This is a genomic window from Arcanobacterium ihumii (genome assembly GCF_900604515.1).
GTDB classification, from domain to species: Bacteria; Actinomycetota; Actinomycetes; order Actinomycetales; family Actinomycetaceae; genus Arcanobacterium_A; species Arcanobacterium_A ihumii.
This window is the reverse complement of sequence record NZ_UWOS01000001.1, coordinates 683,407-699,709: the sequence shown is the minus strand read 5'-3', so window position 1 is coordinate 699,709 and position 16,303 is coordinate 683,407. Positions and strand designations below refer to the sequence as shown.

Annotated in this window: 15 protein-coding genes; 9 read left to right on the top strand and 6 right to left on the bottom strand. The window is 50.0% G+C overall.

The annotated features are described in order from the left end of the window. The first annotated feature begins 35 nt into the window (after positions 1-35). Together EIH22_RS03130 and EIH22_RS03125 are read left to right on the top strand one after the other, a co-directional pair. Positions 36-851: an SDR family NAD(P)-dependent oxidoreductase gene (locus EIH22_RS03130; protein WP_124054342.1), complete on the top strand. Its 816-nt coding sequence runs from the start codon at positions 36-38 to the stop codon at positions 849-851. Further along, positions 848-1,552 (top strand): lysophospholipid acyltransferase family protein, encoded by a 705-nt coding sequence (locus EIH22_RS03125; RefSeq protein ID WP_124054341.1) that lies wholly within the window; start codon positions 848-850, stop codon positions 1,550-1,552. The genes EIH22_RS03130 and EIH22_RS03125 overlap by 4 nt, the downstream gene beginning before the upstream one ends. A gap of 83 nt (positions 1,553-1,635) precedes the next feature. Here EIH22_RS03125 and EIH22_RS03120 read toward each other — a convergent pair whose 3' ends face one another. From EIH22_RS03120 to EIH22_RS03100, 5 genes are all read right to left on the bottom strand, one after another. Then, the gene (locus EIH22_RS03120; RefSeq protein WP_124054340.1) at positions 1,636-3,018 is read right to left on the bottom strand and encodes a sensor histidine kinase; all 1,383 of its coding nucleotides are present in this window, start codon (positions 3,016-3,018) and stop codon (positions 1,636-1,638) included. Between the two features lie 128 nt (positions 3,019-3,146). Then, complete coding sequence (locus EIH22_RS03115; RefSeq protein WP_124054339.1) at positions 3,147-3,887, bottom strand: response regulator transcription factor; 741 nt, start codon at positions 3,885-3,887, stop codon at positions 3,147-3,149. Positions 3,888-3,981: 94 nt separating this feature from the next. Beyond that, complete coding sequence (locus EIH22_RS08955) at positions 3,982-4,716, bottom strand: nuclease (protein ID WP_200829153.1); 735 nt, start codon at positions 4,714-4,716, stop codon at positions 3,982-3,984. Between the two features lie 120 nt (positions 4,717-4,836). Then, a complete protein-coding gene (locus EIH22_RS03105) occupies positions 4,837-5,592 on the bottom strand; it encodes a PspA/IM30 family protein (RefSeq protein ID WP_124054338.1) in 756 nt (251 codons plus the stop codon). Positions 5,593-5,691: 99 nt separating this feature from the next. Continuing rightward, positions 5,692-7,572 (bottom strand): TPM domain-containing protein, encoded by a 1,881-nt coding sequence (locus EIH22_RS03100; protein ID WP_160149010.1) that lies wholly within the window; start codon positions 7,570-7,572, stop codon positions 5,692-5,694. A gap of 299 nt (positions 7,573-7,871) precedes the next feature. Here EIH22_RS03100 and EIH22_RS03095 point away from each other — a divergent pair, with 299 nt between their 5' ends. The 4 genes from EIH22_RS03095 (at position 7,872) to EIH22_RS03080 (ending at position 11,988) form a co-directional block, all read left to right on the top strand. Further along, positions 7,872-8,264, top strand: coding sequence for a cold-shock protein (locus EIH22_RS03095; RefSeq protein ID WP_124054336.1), 393 nt, complete (start codon positions 7,872-7,874; stop codon positions 8,262-8,264). Continuing rightward, entirely contained in the window at positions 8,257-9,048 is a 792-nt protein-coding gene (locus EIH22_RS03090) for a DUF3027 domain-containing protein (RefSeq protein WP_124054335.1), read from the top strand. The genes EIH22_RS03095 and EIH22_RS03090 overlap by 8 nt, the downstream gene beginning before the upstream one ends. Positions 9,049-9,109: 61 nt before the next feature. After that, positions 9,110-10,387 (top strand): mannose-6-phosphate isomerase, class I, encoded by a 1,278-nt coding sequence (gene manA, locus EIH22_RS03085; protein WP_124054334.1) that lies wholly within the window; start codon positions 9,110-9,112, stop codon positions 10,385-10,387. Between the two features lie 107 nt (positions 10,388-10,494). After that, entirely contained in the window at positions 10,495-11,988 is a 1,494-nt protein-coding gene (locus EIH22_RS03080) for an NCS2 family permease (protein WP_124054333.1), read from the top strand. A gap of 146 nt (positions 11,989-12,134) precedes the next feature. On the opposite strand, the gene serC is transcribed toward EIH22_RS03080, so the two are convergent. Then, positions 12,135-13,238, bottom strand: a complete 1,104-nt coding sequence (serC, locus tag EIH22_RS03075; protein ID WP_124054332.1) for a phosphoserine transaminase — start codon at positions 13,236-13,238, stop codon at positions 12,135-12,137. Between the two features lie 244 nt (positions 13,239-13,482). On the opposite strand from serC, the gene EIH22_RS03070 reads away from it, so the two are divergent. From EIH22_RS03070 to EIH22_RS03060, 3 genes are all read left to right on the top strand, one after another. Further along, positions 13,483-14,169, top strand: coding sequence for a metal-dependent transcriptional regulator (locus EIH22_RS03070; protein WP_124054331.1), 687 nt, complete (start codon positions 13,483-13,485; stop codon positions 14,167-14,169). 296 nt (positions 14,170-14,465) lie between these two features. Beyond that, on the top strand, positions 14,466-15,221 hold the full coding sequence (locus EIH22_RS03065; RefSeq protein WP_124054330.1) for a C40 family peptidase: 756 nt from the start codon (positions 14,466-14,468) through the stop codon (positions 15,219-15,221). A gap of 126 nt (positions 15,222-15,347) precedes the next feature. After that, complete coding sequence (locus EIH22_RS03060) at positions 15,348-16,274, top strand: universal stress protein (RefSeq protein ID WP_124054329.1); 927 nt, start codon at positions 15,348-15,350, stop codon at positions 16,272-16,274. Positions 16,275-16,303 lie beyond the last annotated feature (29 nt).

Below are 16,303 nucleotides of genomic sequence, written 5' to 3'. Positions count from 1 at the left end.
TTATGTATTTGCCGGAAATGATCTAAGTTAGATACGTGCATAGAAATCTTTCACAGAAAAATGTGGCAGGTGAACGACTCCTTGAGGGGCGTGCGCTTATTACAGGCGGAACCTCAGGCATGGGATTGGCGTTTGCAAAAGCCTTGGCTAGTCGCGGTGTGGATCTAGTCCTTGTAGCTCGTGACGGTGAACGTTTGGCGGCGACGGCGGGCGAGCTTTCGCTCACCTATGGCGTAAAGTCTGAAACTTTAATTGCAGACCTCGCCACCACCGATGGTGTCCAAGCCGTTAAAGAGCGCCTAGTAGCAAGCTCTGAACCGGTAAATATTTTGATTAACAACGCTGGCTCGGGTCTTTACTCCAAACTGGCATCCACGGACTATTCAGATATTCTTCGTGGTGCACAGGTGATGGGTCTTGCCCCGATGGAAATTGGTGGTGCCGCAGCTGCGACGATGAAGGAGCGCGGTTCGGGTCTTATCCTCACAACCGTTTCAGTTTCTGCTTTGGTTCCTATGGGTGCTTACTCGGCAATTAAATCCTTGGTAAAGACTTGGTCCGATTCCCTCGCTGTTGAGCTCCAAGATACCGGTGTTCAAGTTGTGACCTTCATGCCGGGCTGGGTTCACACTGAGTTCCACCAGCGTACGGGGGTGTCGAATAAGTCGCTTCCCGCCTGGGTTTGGATGGAGGCCGACGCCGTTATCGAAGAAGCGTTGCAAGCTGTGGTTGCAGGTAAAACTACTGCGACGCCGTCGAAACGTTTCAAAGTAATTTCGTTTCTCGCTAAGCATGCGCCGCAGGTGGCTGTTCGTAAAGCTGTCAAGAAACTCAACAAAGGACGTCGATGAACGAAAGTAATCTTCATCCTCTCGACTCCTATCACGACAGAGGCAAACGAAAGGTACGCAACATCGTTCGTAAGGCTGTGACGCGGCCCGTCGTCAAAACATTCGTTAAGCCCCATGTTGAAGGCGACGAAAACGTTGACGGTCTATCTGGTGCATACATCGTGGTGGGAAATCATTCGTCACACCTTGATGCACCGATGGTTTTTTCCTTGCTTCCTCAACATATGACTGAAAACTTAGCTGCGGGTGCAGCTGCTGATTATTTCTATCGTCGCAAGGTAATCTCAAAGCTCACGTCGGTATTCTTTAATACCTATCCAATTGAGCGTAAGGGGAAAGTCAGCGGCCCTCACACTGGTGCAGCAGCTGGAATGACTGGTCGCTTGCTTCGCGATGGAATTCCAATCCTTATTTTCCCAGAAGGAACTCGTTCACGAGATGGCGAGCTTGGCGAATTCAAAACAGGTGCCGCAGCGTTATCTATGAAGATTGACGTGCCGATCGTTCCGCTCGCTCTTGAAGGCGGACACGATGCCATGCCTGTTGGAAATGTTTTGCCTAATCTTGGACACCCAGATGTAGCTCTTTACATCGGAAAGCCGATGAAGGCTCGCGATGGGGAATCACCCGAGGAATTTATGGCGCGCGTTCGTGCACATATTGAAAATATGCTGGAGCAAAAGACAGCTTTTCCGAAGTAGAATGTCATTTAGGGTGCATGTTCTAGCGATGAAGGGCCTTTGGAGTTTTGTGAAGGCATAGCAATAGCGTATTAAGAACGAATTTAGCGGCGTGCTTGCGCAGTCGCTGCATCGTCCACATTGGGCAAGGTGATTCGTACCGTCAGCCCTCCACCAGGCGTTTCGAACACATCAGTAGAACCTCCGTGTGCTTGAGCAATTGCGGAAACAATCGCCAAGCCGAGTCCAGAACCTCCTGAATCGCGACATCGGGAGTTATCTAATCTGAAGAACCGTTCGAAGATACGTTCACGATCTTCTTCGTTGACTCCCTCGCCGTGGTCGCGTACCTCAATAATTGCCTTTGTTCCTCCAAAGGACGAGCCTTTGCTCGGAGCCTCGGCTAGCACTCCAACGGCTACCTCCACGGGAGTTCCATGCGGTGTATGCGTGAGCGTGTTGCTCAACAGGTTCGCGATTACCTGGGTAATACGATTCTGATCGGCATGGACGACTACTGGTTCGACGTCGTCGCCATTCAGCCCGATAACTTGAGCCTCGCGTTCGGGCGCTCGCACATGGAAATCGCTAATCGCGTTTTCGGCTATGCTTGCAAGTTCGACCTTCGTGACATTTAGCGGGCGACCTTCATCTAGGCGAGCCAATTGCAGTAAATCTTCTACGAGGTCACCCATTCTGCCCGCCTCTGATTCGACGCGTCCAAACGCGCGTCCGACTTCTGCTTCTGGAACTCCACCCAAACGATAAAGCTCGGCATATCCGCGCACGGTAGCGAGTGGCGTTCGTAGTTCGTGGGAGGCATCGGAAACGAAACGGCGCATATTTTGCTCGGACTTTTGCTGGATTTTGAATGCGCGCTCGATCTTACCAAGCATGTCGTTAATAGATTCACCGAGCAAACCGATTTCGGTTCCTTCAGAACCCTGCGGCACTCGAGTTGAAAGATCACCCGCGGCAACGGCGTGAGTTGCCTGTTCAATTGTGCGTAGGTGCCGCAACGAACGCTGGACTAGTAAGTAGGAAAGCAAGGCGCCAAGCAAAATAATTGCAAGGGACATCAGTGCCATCATATGCACCAGGTTTTCAACTGCCATATCGACCGAGGAAAGCGGATGGGCAATGACCACTGTTCCCGCAACTCGTGACGTTAGCTGTGACCGTAGCTCAACGGTGATTGTGCGCCATTCTACATCTTTGCGAGTTCCTTTGACAGTATGTGGAACCGAACTGGTAGTTTCTGCAAGTTTGGCTGGGGCTTCGGGAATTCCAGAGTCTTCGCGAACTTGAGAGTGAACAACCTCGACTGGGTCTGCATGGGAAAGGTTGACGTAAAAATAGAAGTTCGACGGGAGAACTTGGGTCTGCGATCCATTAACAAGCTGATCGACTGTTTGGCTGGCGATCAGCCGTCCAGAGGAAGCTAAAGATTTGTCAACGTCGTCGGTCAGATAGGCGCGTAGTGTCATTTCAACTAAGAATAAAACTGCTGCGAGCACAGCACTGATCAGAACAACAGAAATAATGATAAGACGCCACGATAACGTCTTATAAAATCTGAGTTTTTGTTGACCCGGCACCTAAACCACAATCCGATTTATTTTCCACCACGTAGAACATAGCCGATTCCGCGTTTGGTATGAATGAGAGGGACTAGATTCTTTGCTTCCTCTGGGTTGGTAATCCCCAGTGAATCCGCCGAATCGATTTTGCGGCGGAGGTAGGAAATATATGATTCAACGATGGAAACTTCACCGTGCCAGTCATATTCCCAAACGTGATCAAGAATCTGAATCTTCGAAACTACGCGTTCTTTATTGATCATCAGGTAGCGCAAGAGTTTGAATTCAGTGGGAGATAACTCAATTTCGCGTCCGGCGCGGCGAACTTCGTACGAATCTTCATTGAGTTCAAGATCCATATAGCGAATGATTGAGTCTTCGGCTTCATTCGGGCGTGTACGGCGTAGAACTGCACGAATGCGAGCAATAACTTCTTCTAGTGAAAAAGGCTTTGTGATGTAGTCATCGCCGCCAACCGTTAGGCCTTGGATTTTATCTTGGATATCGTCCTTGGCGGTCAAGAAGAGCACGGGTAGTTCCGGTTCACGTTCACGCAGATGGCGAAGCACTTCGAAGCCGTCCATGTCTGGAAGCATAATATCGAGCACTACTAAGTCAGCACCAAAGGACGACTCTACAGTTAAAGCTTCGTGACCGTTTTGTGCCACTTCAACCGTGAAGCCTGCAAAGCGCAAAGAAACGGATAGGAGCTCACGAATATTACGTTCGTCGTCCACAACAAGGATGCGTGCCTCTGGTTCTTCTTTTCCAGCCATAGAACAAGTATCCTTCCCGTTCCTGAAAGCTTGCTGGGAACTTCACGATAAAGAGCTTGTAGGTTTCGGGTAGTAAGCCCGAAACCTACAACGATTAGATAAATTGATAGGGGTCAAAGTCGCCAATTTCGATAGGAGAAACTCGTGAGAGAGGTACGTTAAATGCTTGTACATCGTATTCAAGATCGATGATTTCAAGACCGCGCTCTTCGAGATCAGCCAATGATGTAGCGAGGTATTCGCGGAAGCAGATAATCGCTACGCGGTGACCGGAGTCAAGGAGGTTTTCGATCTGTGGAAGGTAGTCAACATCATGTGAGGCAAGGACGACGTCGGCGCCGGGACGATCTTTTGCGATGGCTTCTAGTGTGCGCTGAATGCCCATGTCGACGATCTTCAATTCAGGGTTATCCGAGGTAAGAAGAACAGGTGTCCAACCGATAGCAAGGAGGGCTTGAACAAAGGTCATTGCCGTTCGTTGGGAGGCGTTGAGGAAGAAGAGTCCGTTTGGATCTGGAGTTTCTGATTCCGGATCGGTTTCATTTGTAGAGCTATCGGTTGAATCCGAGTGGTTGGAAGAAGCACTGAATGTTCCGGGGTGTGGAACGGGCTTTGGTTGGCGTTCTGAGGAACAGTCTGAGTCTTCTGCTACATCTGCGAGAGCCGGGCAAGTCATGAGTGCAGAGCATTGGTCGTTTGACCAAGGATGAAACCGCAATACTCGATCCCAACGAGGGCGTTCGTCGGCACGTGGGAAGTGCTTCAAAATGTTTACGCCGAGTGTCGCATCTATGTTTTCACCATCAATAAGAAAATAAATCGAATTCATATGACTCATTGTAGTAGGAAAATAGAAGTGGGGGAGTGTAGATACTTTCTGCACTCCCCCACGAAGCAAGTTTTTATGCTATTTAGAACTCGGTTACCACTGAAGGTGGTATCGGATACTTTAGTAAGCAGTAAATTCTTTTCCTTCGATCTGTGGCTTTGTTTCGCCTGATTGCAGAGCAGCAAGGCGAGCTTCAACCTCAGTCATGTGAGAAGAATCTTCGAGCTCAGCAAATTGATCTTCGAGCGACGACGATGAAATCTCAGCGCGACCTGCGGCAAGAGCTTCTTCGCGACGGACCTTGTCCTCAAAACGACCAATTTCTGAGGTCGGGTCAAGTACATTGATCGAGCCTAGTGCGTCGTGTACCCGATTTTGTGCGTCTACTGTCTTTTGGCGTGCAACTAGCTGATCGCGCTTGGACTTCAGCTGATCAAGCTTGGAACGCATAACATTTAAGCCATCTTTAAGCTTTGCAACTACTTCTTCTTGTGAAGCAATCATTGGCTCCGCACTACGGGCTTCTTGCTCAGACTGGATTTGGCGCTCAATTGCTATCTTTGCCAAATTATTGAACTTTTCGGCACCTTCATTGTTGCCAGCCTCGGTCATTTCCTTAGCTTTTGCCACCGCGGCAGCAGCCTTCTGACCCCATTCACGAGCAGAATCAATATCTTCGTTATAGTCGGCTTGAGCTAAGCGAAGGTTACCGATGGTAACTGCAACCGCATCTTCTGCCTCAGCGATGGAATTGGTGTAGTCGCGAACCATCTGATCGAGCATCTTCTGTGGATCTTCTGCACGATCAAGAATTGCGTTAACATTTGCCTTTGCAAGTTGGCTAATGCGACCCAAAATTGACTGTTTTTCTGCCATGGGTTGTACCTTTCTGCATATGTACGTATGTATATCTTAAGTGTTGACGCACATTGTTTTATTGGAAATAAGCTTTTAGCTTGAGGTTAGTTCGACCGATCAGAAACCTTCACGGAATCCGCCACCGTCGAAGCCATCGAATCCGCCAAACCCTCCGTCTCCGAATCCGCCGCCACCGAAGCTGCTATTCGAATGACCACTGAGGATTGATCCAAGCAGGATTCCAGTAAGCAAGTTTCCACCGCCACCAAATCCGTTTCCATTGGTTACTTGGACATTCGATTGTGCTGAACGTAATGCGCGTTCAGCGAGTTTTGAGGCTTCCTCGTACTGTGCAAGTTGTTGTTCTAATGGTCCAGCGCTATTCTGTGCCTGAACCATCAGCTCTTTGGCTCGAGCTAGATAGGTTCGTGCATTATGAGTAATCCCCGCCCGGTAGGCGTTGATGAAGTCCTCCGCATTATCGATCGCAGCCTGTGCCTGTGCCTGCATCGTTTGAACGTGACCCGCAAAACGCTTCTGGTTTTCTTCTGCCGCGCGTGCGCCCATCAGTGCGAAGTCGATCTTGGCCTCGGCGCTTTGAAGTTCCTCATTGATCGCAAGTACATCGAGATTCTTGTTTTCTTTGGCTTTTGCAAGGACAGCTTGAGCTTCAATCTTTGCTTCGTTAATTGCTGGGTCACCTCCGCCGATTCGTTCAGCATCGGCTACATCTGAACTAAGTGATGCGATGTTGGCATGTAAGCGTTCTTGTGCCTGCCCTAACAGTTTCGGTGCATCGTCGATCCGCTTAATCATCACCGCAGCTTGATTAACGGTTGATTCTGCAAGCTGAACGTACTGAACTGCTGCATTTTTCTTTCCATTTGCTACCTGCTCGCGTGCCTGAGCAACCGTTGCAGAGGCACTTTGTAACAAGGTGGCGAGCTGTTCGGGATAGGATTGCAAAGATGTGAGCATAGCTGCGTTATAGCTTAATGATAGGTGATCTAACTTAGCCTGAAGAAGTGGTACTTGTTCGCCAATTTCCTTATGACGTTCTTCGACTTCGACGATTTTGCTTTCAACTCGAGCAGCTAAATTACGCAATTCTCCAAAGCTCTGCTTTTGGCTTTCGAGATTATGTTGTGCTTGCTCAACAAGCTGCAAAATTTCTGAATTAAGTGCGCGTTGTTCCTCAGGAGTTTCTGGGTCTGGATCGTCAAGCGTGGTGCGAATAGCAAAAGCTCGCTGCATTGCTGCCTGGGCCTGTGCTAGTACCTCGCTAAATTCCTTTGTGGCTTCTGTACCAAACTCGGCACGTGCGAATTCGAGCTCAGCGACAGCAGCACGAACGTCGTCGTCCGTTTTAATTAATTCTGAGGATGCTCGCTGAGACAGCTGAGCTAGGTCTTCAGCTTCTTGAGCTACGGTACGCTTGCGCTTTACCCGTGAGAACCCGTAAATTCCGCCACCGACCAGCAAAGCACCACCAATGAGGGCTCCCGTACCAATCGCGCTAGAGTTATCGATGGAGTGACCATTCGCTAATGCGGCGGCGTTGTCAACAAACTCTCCCACGCCTTCGTCCCACTTCGCATCGTGAAGTTTAGATTTAACGGAGTCAGTATAAGCCTGCTTAAGTTGCGTCTTCGTCAGCCCAGCTCCGCCCGAGTGAGCGCCGATCTCTGAAGTCCCAACCGAAACTGCAAGTAGGGCATCATACTTCTGAAGCTTTGACTTTATAAACGTCTGTTTAGTCCATTCTTCAGCATCCATTCCGCCGAAATCTTGAACCACAACCACCCACAAATCTTTACCAGGCACTTTATTTAGTGATTCACGAATCGCTGTATCATCCTTTATAACGCCGGCAGAGTCTTGAAAATTTGAGCTAAGCGCCTGGACATCTTCAGCGGACGCGAAACTGGGCGCAGCCAGCAAGCCAAATGTAAGCGTTACGACTGCGGCAATTTTCTTTAGTAGTTTCAAAGAAGTCACATCCTTGATCGTGGGATATTTGAGTTTGCGGCTCGTCTTTCATTCTAGCAATGAGGTACGCCAAAAATGTGCGCCTCGTCCACGAGCTCTCTAAACTATTCTGGTGGTAGGTATAATCAACGCTTGGCGTAAGTCCCGCGCAACAGTCTGGGGTTACTTATCTTTTCCTAACTTTTCCTGTACATTAGTGAGACTGGTCTGATAGCTACGGCATACCTGCAAAAAATGCCATAATAGGAATAGAACAGACTCGAAATACATTTGATATAAGACTTAATAGAATCTGCAGATTACCTGCAATGAAACGGAGATTTACTGTGCCTACCGGAAAAGTGAAGTTCTTTGATGAGAATAAGGGCTTTGGCTTCATCATGGGCGACGACGGAACAGAAGTTTACCTACCTGGGACTTCAGTTCCGTTGGGAACGCGTTTGCGTCCAGGAATGCGGGTTGAATATGGAATTGGAGAAACTCGTCGCGGTGCCGCGGCTCTCCAGGTTTCCGTGATCCGCAAAGAGACTTCATTAGTTGAAAAGAACCGTCGTTCGCCCGAAGAAATCGTTCCGCTGATTGAGGATCTCATCAAGATTCTTGACCATGCTTCAACCCAGCTACATCGCGGCCGGTATCCCGAAGGTGGTCCACGTATTGCGCAAGCTCTACGCGCATTAGCAGAGGATTTTGATGTCTGATATTCGTATCCACCCACGGCAAAAACTCACGAAGGAAAAGATCCTCGCTCAGGCTGTTCATGTTTCTCGTGAGGCGCTGTTCGAGATTACCCAAGAAAAGTACATCGGTGAACACGCGGGGCTGCTCCAAGAAGGAGAACGCGTCGTCACTCACGTGTTTGAGTGCTTGATGCCTGGTTATCGTGGGTGGTACTGGACGGTTACTGTTTCTCGAGCACCCCGCAGGAATGACGTAACCATCAATGAAGTTTCGCTACGCCCAGGAGAAGATGCTCTCCTTGCTCCTGAATGGGTGCCTTGGGCAGATCGACTTTCACCTTCGGATATTGGTCCTTCTGATCGTCTTCCCTACAATCCAGATGACGCTCGCCTCCAGTCCTATGACCATGACCTCATGCAGGGCTACGAGGAAACCGGGATTGACACTGATGCTGCAATTCAATGGGAGCTTGGGCTGGGGCGCGCTCGCGTTCTTTCAGACGAAGGCCGTGCTGCTGCATTTCGCCGTTGGTATCGGTCTGATTCGGGTCCACGTAACCCCGGAACTCGCGACGCTCATGCCCAGTGTTCAACCTGTGGTTTCTTCATGAAAATGGAAGGTTCTGCTCGCAAACTGTTCGGTGTCTGCGCAAATGAATGGTCACCTTTCGATGGTCGAGTGGTGTCACTTGACCACGGATGTGGTGCTCATTCTGAAACAGATACCAAAAAATCGCAGTCGCTATGGGAACAATCCAAACCTGTTATTGATGAGCTTGGAATCGAAGTAGAATCAGGGAAATAAACAGGTTATTGGATTGCGTTAGTGCCGGTAGTAGGCTCGCGCGTTAAGAACGGACGTTAAAGTGGAACGGTTGCAAGGGCGTATCCGCGATTACTCGTGGGGTTCGACTCACGCTATACCTGGGTTCTTCGGGCTTGAACCCGCGTCTAAACCGATCGCTGAACTCTGGCTTGGTGCTCACGTTGCGGCGCCGGCAGTGATCACGCAAGACATCGGCTCACCTGCCGTGGTTCAATCTGAACTCTATGCGGATAGCGGGAAAGGGAGTGGTGAATGCACAACACCAGTAACGAACCCGGACCTTTTCCTGAACTCGTATATCGCTTCGAATCCAGACGATTATTTGGGCGAGGACGTCGTACAACAGCTAGGTCCGCGCCTTCCTTTTCTTCTTAAATTGATTGCACCTGACCAGCCGCTTTCCCTTCAGGTTCACCCTTCTCGCGTCCAAGCGATCGCTGGTTTTGATCGTGAAAACCAAGCTGGAATCGAACGTTTTGCTCCGCATCGAAGCTATCGTGACCGCCGTCATAAGCCCGAGTTAGTCTATGCCTTAACTCGTTTTGAAGCGCTCGTGGGTTTTCGTGCACCGCGCCGAATCATGGGTGTTCTGAGTGGTTTGGGAACACCGATTACTCGGAAAATGTTTTCTTTGATTTCCGAAAATCCCAATTCCTATGGTGTGCGCCAGGCATTTTCATATCTTCTTTCGGAAGAAACGCGACCCAGCCCAGAGGACGTTGCGGCCGTTGTAGCCGCGTGTGCACGCCGTCGTCCTGAAGATTCTCCGTCCCCGCGTGCGGACTCTATCGTTGCTCGGCTAGCTCGTAGCTATCCTGAAGACCCGGGCGTGGTTGCATCGTTACTCCTTAATCCGGTCACATTGAACCGGGGTGAAGCGCTCTTTATCCCAGTTGGAACTGTCCATGCCTATCTCATGGGATTTGGAGTTGAGGTCATGGCGAACTCGGACAACGTACTGCGGGCAGGTTTAACGTCTAAACATATCGATATCAACGAACTGCTCAACGTTATGGATACGGTGGCAGCTCCACCAATTCGAATTGCTCCTGAACGTGTGAACGATATGCAGTCGACTTTCTATGCTCCCGTCGATGATTTTGAGCTGTCGATCATCGAAGCGTCGTCTCAGTATGGTGCGTGCCAACTCCACGGAACGGGGCCGCGAATCATGCTCTGCCTTGAAGGTCATGCTTCGTTATGGACGCCCTCTTCGAGCTGTGATCTAAGTGCAGGGCAAGCCGTATTCATCGGCGCTGACGATGGTAGGGTATCGGTTAAAGGTGATGGACGTTTGATCATGGCGGATGTTCCGTAAAGGCCAACCGTGTCGCGATTTAGGGAAAATATCGCTATTTGAAACGGTATTGACCAAATTACGAAACTGTTTTTGTTAATCGGGGTTTTCCCGTGAGAATTACTTAAGTGAATAAGACTCAAGGGGCTGCACCCGTAAAGCCGCAAAACTCTTCTTGGCTAGATGTGTATTTTAGTATTTCCGCACGTAAATCCTCTGTTAGGAGCGAAATCCGCGGTGGATTCGTAACCTTCCTGTCAATGGTTTACATCTTGGTGCTGAACCCGATCATTTTGTCGGGAGCAGATTCGACCGGCGGTTACCTCGGTGGTGGTACTGAAGCAAACATCCCGGCAATTGCTGCGGCAACGGCTTTGGTAGCTGGTCTAATGACCATCCTCATGGGTGCGGTTGCAAACTTCCCGATGGCACTTGCTGCTGGCTTGGGTTTGAACTCAGTTGTTGCCTATTCGTTGGTGCAACTTCCAGGAATGACCTGGGCAGACGGTATGGGAATCATTGTTATCGAGGGTATCGTCATCGTTCTTCTTGTTCTGACGGGTTTGCGTGAAGCTATTTTCCGCGCGATTCCCAAATTTCTTCGAGTAGCTATCTCAGTAGGTATTGGCCTCTTTATTTCACTTATTGGTTTCTCCAACGCGGGCTTGGTGAAAGGCAACAAGGCTGGTCCAACCCTTTTGAATTTCGGAAACTCTGGCTCAATCGATACTTGGCCACTCCTCGTTTTTATCTTGGGTATCTTCATCACTTTCATCCTGATGGTCCGCCGCATTCCAGGCGCTATCTTGGTAGGTATCTTGGTTTCGACCGTCCTTGCCTTCATTGTTGAGGCAATCGCACACCTTGGACCAATGATGGGACCGGACGGAAAGGTAGCCAATCCAGGAGGGTGGGGCGGCTCGGTTCCTACCTTCGGCGGATCGCTAGTACAAATCCCTGAATTTGCAACACTCGGTCAATTCTCAATCACCGGCCCATTCGAAAAGCTCGGAGTAGTTGCGGTTGCAGTTCTCGCTTTCACCGTGATGCTCGCAGACTTCTTTGACACGATGGGAACAATGGTTGCGGTGGGTGCTGAAGGTCATCTTCTCGATGCCGACGGCAATCCGCCTCGCACCCGCTCAATCCTCCTTATTGACTCCATTGCTGCGATTGCGGGAGGTATGGGTGGAGTTTCCTCCAACACCTCCTTCGTAGAATCAACGTCCGGTGTTGCCGACGGTGCTCGCACTGGTTTTGCTTCCGTCGTCACTGGGGTGCTCTTCATCCTCTCTACGCTCCTTGCTCCGCTGGTATCTCTGGTTCCAAGTGAAGCAGCGGCCCCAGCTTTGGTTGCAGTAGGCGTCCTAATGATGCAACAAGTTGCTGACATTGAATGGAAAGACCTCGGAATCGCGATTCCTGCCTTCCTTACGATCGCATTTATGCCGTTCGGTTACTCGATTACGGTTGGAATCGGCGTTGGCTTCATTGCTCACGTAATTATGGAAATCGTGACCGGACGCGGTTGCAAGGTTCACCTTCTCATGTATCTGGTAGCAGTACTTTTCGTGCTCTACTTTGCGATGGGTCCGATCCAACACACGCTTGGGATTGCGTAGACTCTAGACTTCTCTGGGTGCTGCTGCAACTCTTATCCCCTTGGTTGCGGCAGAAATGGGGCGGCAGTTTTGTTACTGTCGCCCCATTTGAATATCTGCTGGGCCCGCTACTCAAGATAGGCCAAAATGGCGCGAATCAGTGTGGACTAGTGAGCTAAGCGTTCGATCTCTTTGTTGATGCAGGAAACTAGTGCTTCGACGTCGGCGAAGTCAATGGCGGGGAACGTTGCGATCCGCAACTGGTTACGTCCCAAAGAACGGTATGGATCGATATCCACAATTCCTTGTTGACGTAGAGAAGCAGAGATTTCTTTTGCTGGAACCGAAGCGTCGAAGTCGATTGTGGTTACGACGGGGGAGCGGTGTTCTTCCTCTTTTATAAACGGAGACGCTAGGGGGTGGTTAATAGCCCAATCGTAAATAAATTGCGAAGACTTTTTACTCCGAGAAGCCATCTGGGAAAGACCCCCGTTTTCAAGCATCCAGTTAACTTGGCTGTGAAGAAGTGAAAGAGTGGAAATTGCCGGAGTGTTAAGAGTTTGGTCTTTGCGTGAATTTGCTAGGGCAATCTGAAGGTTTAAGAAGTCCGGTACCCAACGCTGGCTCTGGAGTCGCTCGATGCGCTCGATGGCGGCTGGCGATGCGAAAGCGAGCCAGAGTCCGCCGTCAGCCGCAAAGCACTTCTGAGGGGAGAAATAGTAGAAATCGACGTCTCTAGGATTAAAGTTGACTCCTCCGGCGATAGATGTGCCGTCAACGATCGTTAAGGCGGACTTTGCATCTCCATAGCGACGAAGCGGGCTCACTGCTCCAGTGGAGGTTTCGTTGTGTGCGTATAGATAGGAGTCGATACCGGCTTCATCATGATTGGTGATCATCTTGCCCGGTGTTGTTTCAACGACGGAGTGTCCCTCAAGCCATGGGGCGCGAGTAACTGCGCGTGCTGCTTTCCCAGAAAACTCTCCTATGACGGCGATTTGTGCTGTTGATTCGACCAAGTTAAAAGGAATGGCATCCCAGAGTGCGCTGGCTCCGCCATTGCCAAGCAAAACTTCGTAGTCCTCTGGTAAAGCGAAAAGTTCTGCGAGGCCACGGCGAATATTTCCAACCAGTTGCTTAACTGGTTGCTGTCGGTGGGAAGTGCCGAGTGGAGCCCCTGAAAGTACAGCAACTTGTTCTGGGCGGACTTTTGAAGGACCGGAACCAAATCGACCGTCGATGGGTGCCAATATATGTGAAAGTTGAGCCATAGAACTATTTTGGCACCAATGAGATGTGGTTTTCTTGTGCGCCCGAAGTGTGGTGTTCAAAAATCTCATGGAGGTAGTTATGCATTGTTTCTTAAGTGGCGCTGTTGGAAAGAAAAAATCTTCAGATGTGCATTAGAATGGAGACGTTCAATTTTAAGAATTCAGTCCTGTTGTAGGGTGTAGTTGGATAATGAACTTAGGCTGATCTGAATTTGATTAGCTTTTGATAAATGAGGAGCGGTACGTGAGCGGTCTGATCGACACCACAGAGATGTACCTGAAAACAGTGTATGAACTGGAAGAAGAAGGTATCCCTGCCCTGCGGGCGCGTATCGTCGAGCGATTGGGGCAGTCTGGACCAACTGTTTCTGAAACTGTGGCTCGCCTAGAGCGTGATGGTCTGGTTGAAGTAGGGGCGGACCGTCGGATTCGTTTCACTGACGAAGGTCTGTGCCGCGCTGCTCGGGTAATGCGGCGTCATCGCCTTGTTGAGAGGTTGCTGAGGGATATTATTAAGCAACCTTGGGAACAGATTCACGATGAAGCCTGCCGTTGGGAACACGTCGTTTCTGACGACGTTGCCAACCGTATTGAAGCACTCCTGGATGATCCGTCGAACGATCCGTTTGGAAATCCGATCCCGACTCGCGAAGCTTTTGACCCTGTTCAGAACTCTGCTACTCATCAAGGCTTGAAGAGGCTCGGTAACGTACTGCCTGCAGTTGGAGAATCTGCTTCCTTTGTTGTTAAGCGAATTACCGAGAACGTTCAAACCGACTTCAATGAGTTGGTTGCGTTAATTGAGCATGGCCTCACGCCAGGGGTGAAGATCGATGTCGAACTTGATGGCGCCGGCAGGATTACGATCGCTATTGCAGGCGAAAAATTCGCAATCTCGGAGCTAGCAGCTCAATCGATTTTCGTCTCATAACAGTTGGTGAATAAAAGATAACGATTGAAACGTTATCTGTGTTACATTTTGAGGTGCGATTTTCAAATCGTGAATAAATTGTATTTTTAAGCTGGAGTATTTCCGCAGGCTGTGCGGTTGAAAGTCCTGCGTAATCCCCAGAAAGTAGAATGTTACAAAATCGTTATCAAATCGTGACCTAATACACTGTTACAAAATTGTGACAATCCGTTGCCAAGTCGTTATGCTGAAACCTGTTGAAGAAGTTATGTATTCGTTAGGGCATAACCCAAATCAAAAAACATTGGAGACATTTAATGGCCGGACGTCACTTGATGGTGGAGGTAAATCCCAGCTTTTTAGGGAAGCAGGGCGTGAAGGGATTCGTTACCGCCTCCGCAGCAGGAACGCTTCTTGGAATTGGGGCTCCTGCAGCATTTGCGGCACCAGAACAAGCTGAAACTACCGTTGCTACCGCTCCAACAGCAGTTGCAGCAACTGTTTCACTCGCCTCAGATAAGCCAAGCTTTGAAATTCCAAGTGTGGAAGTTCAGACCGCTGAAAACCCTGCTCCTAAAGGCGATTGGGCCATCTCTGCTGTTCAGGTAGATGTTAAAGCCCCAGTAGCGGAGCGTCAGGATGCTCCAGCGGTAGCCGCCACACGTACTCGCGTCACAGTCTCCGAAGCTAAGGCTTCTGAGTCAACTCCATCCTTTAACCAGACTGTTCCTAACGTAGGGTCCCGTGGAGCTTCGATCGTAGCCTTCGCTCGTCAGTTTGCCGGCGCTCCATACATGTCCGGTGGCTCAACTCCTGCTGGTTGGGATTGCTCAGGATTCACCTCCTTTGTTTACGCACACTTCGGTGTTTCGCTTCCTCATCAGTCCGGCGCACAGGCAAGCGTAGGTATCCGTGTTTCGCGAGCGGAAGCTCAGCCAGGAGATATCGTTTACTGGCCAGGACATGTTGGAATCTACACCGGCAACGGAATGCATATTTCGGCTGAAAACACCCGAGTAGATACGATTGAGCGGGCAATCTACGGAAGCCCAGTGTTCATCCGCATCCCGTGATAACAAATCTTTAAAAATGACCGCCGAAAGTTGCGGTCATTTTTTATTTGCCTGCCCATTTGAATATCTACTCAACATTTTCACAGCTAAGTGAGATAATGTGGGTATCAACTGAAGGAGGCTCTCATGGCTCATGACAATGTTGTTGTAGTTGGGGTAGATGGTTCGGAACCGTCAGTTTCAGCCCTCAAATGGGCGCTGGAACAGGCTCGTAAACGAGGTGCAGAACTTCGTCTTGTGTGTATATATGAACTCCCTTCTTACGCAGCGCATACGATCGCTACCGGTCATATCGCAGAAGAAGGACAGCACCTCTACGCTGCAGCTGAAAAGATGATCACTTCCATGGCGAAGTCGGTTGAAGGTCAAGGCGTAAAGATCAGTTGGGAACTCGTCGACGGTGATCCTTCTGAAGTGCTGGTTGAAATGTCTAAAAAGGTAGCTTTAATCGTGGTAGGCGGAACTGCCTCACGTTCGGGCAGAATTGCCGACCGTCTTCTTCGCACCGTTTCGACGGCGGTGCCTGCCTATGCTTACTGCCCGACCGTCGTCGTCCCTCATCAAGGTGGAGATTCCTGCCTGCCAGTGAAGCATGTGGTTGTTGGCGTAGACGGTTCGGAACACGCAAAAATGGCCTTACAACGCGCGGTTTGGGAAGCAGACCGCTGGCGAGGAAAGCTCTCCATTGTTTGTTCGGTTAATGTTGATGCCGTGAGCTGGGTTCCACAATTCTCACTTGATGATGATTTCTTCGAAGAAATTGCGTCGAGCGTTGAAGACCAGCTCGTCGCTGTTGATGAAGGTCGCGATATTGACGTCGAAGTTCATGTGATGCAGGGCAATCCAGTTGTCCTTTTAACTGAGCTCTCCAAGGAAGCAGATTTGCTGGTACTTGGTACCCGCGGACGGGGCGGTTTTAAAGGGCTCTTGCTGGGATCGACGTCGCAGGCGATCCTTGAATATGCGGCCTGCCCGGCAATGGTTGTACCACGCCGTGTCCGTGAGGGAGATGACGTCGGACCAGACCACGCGGTGGAGAGCGCAGGGTTGTGATCGGCGATTAGTACACAATCTCATTGAGC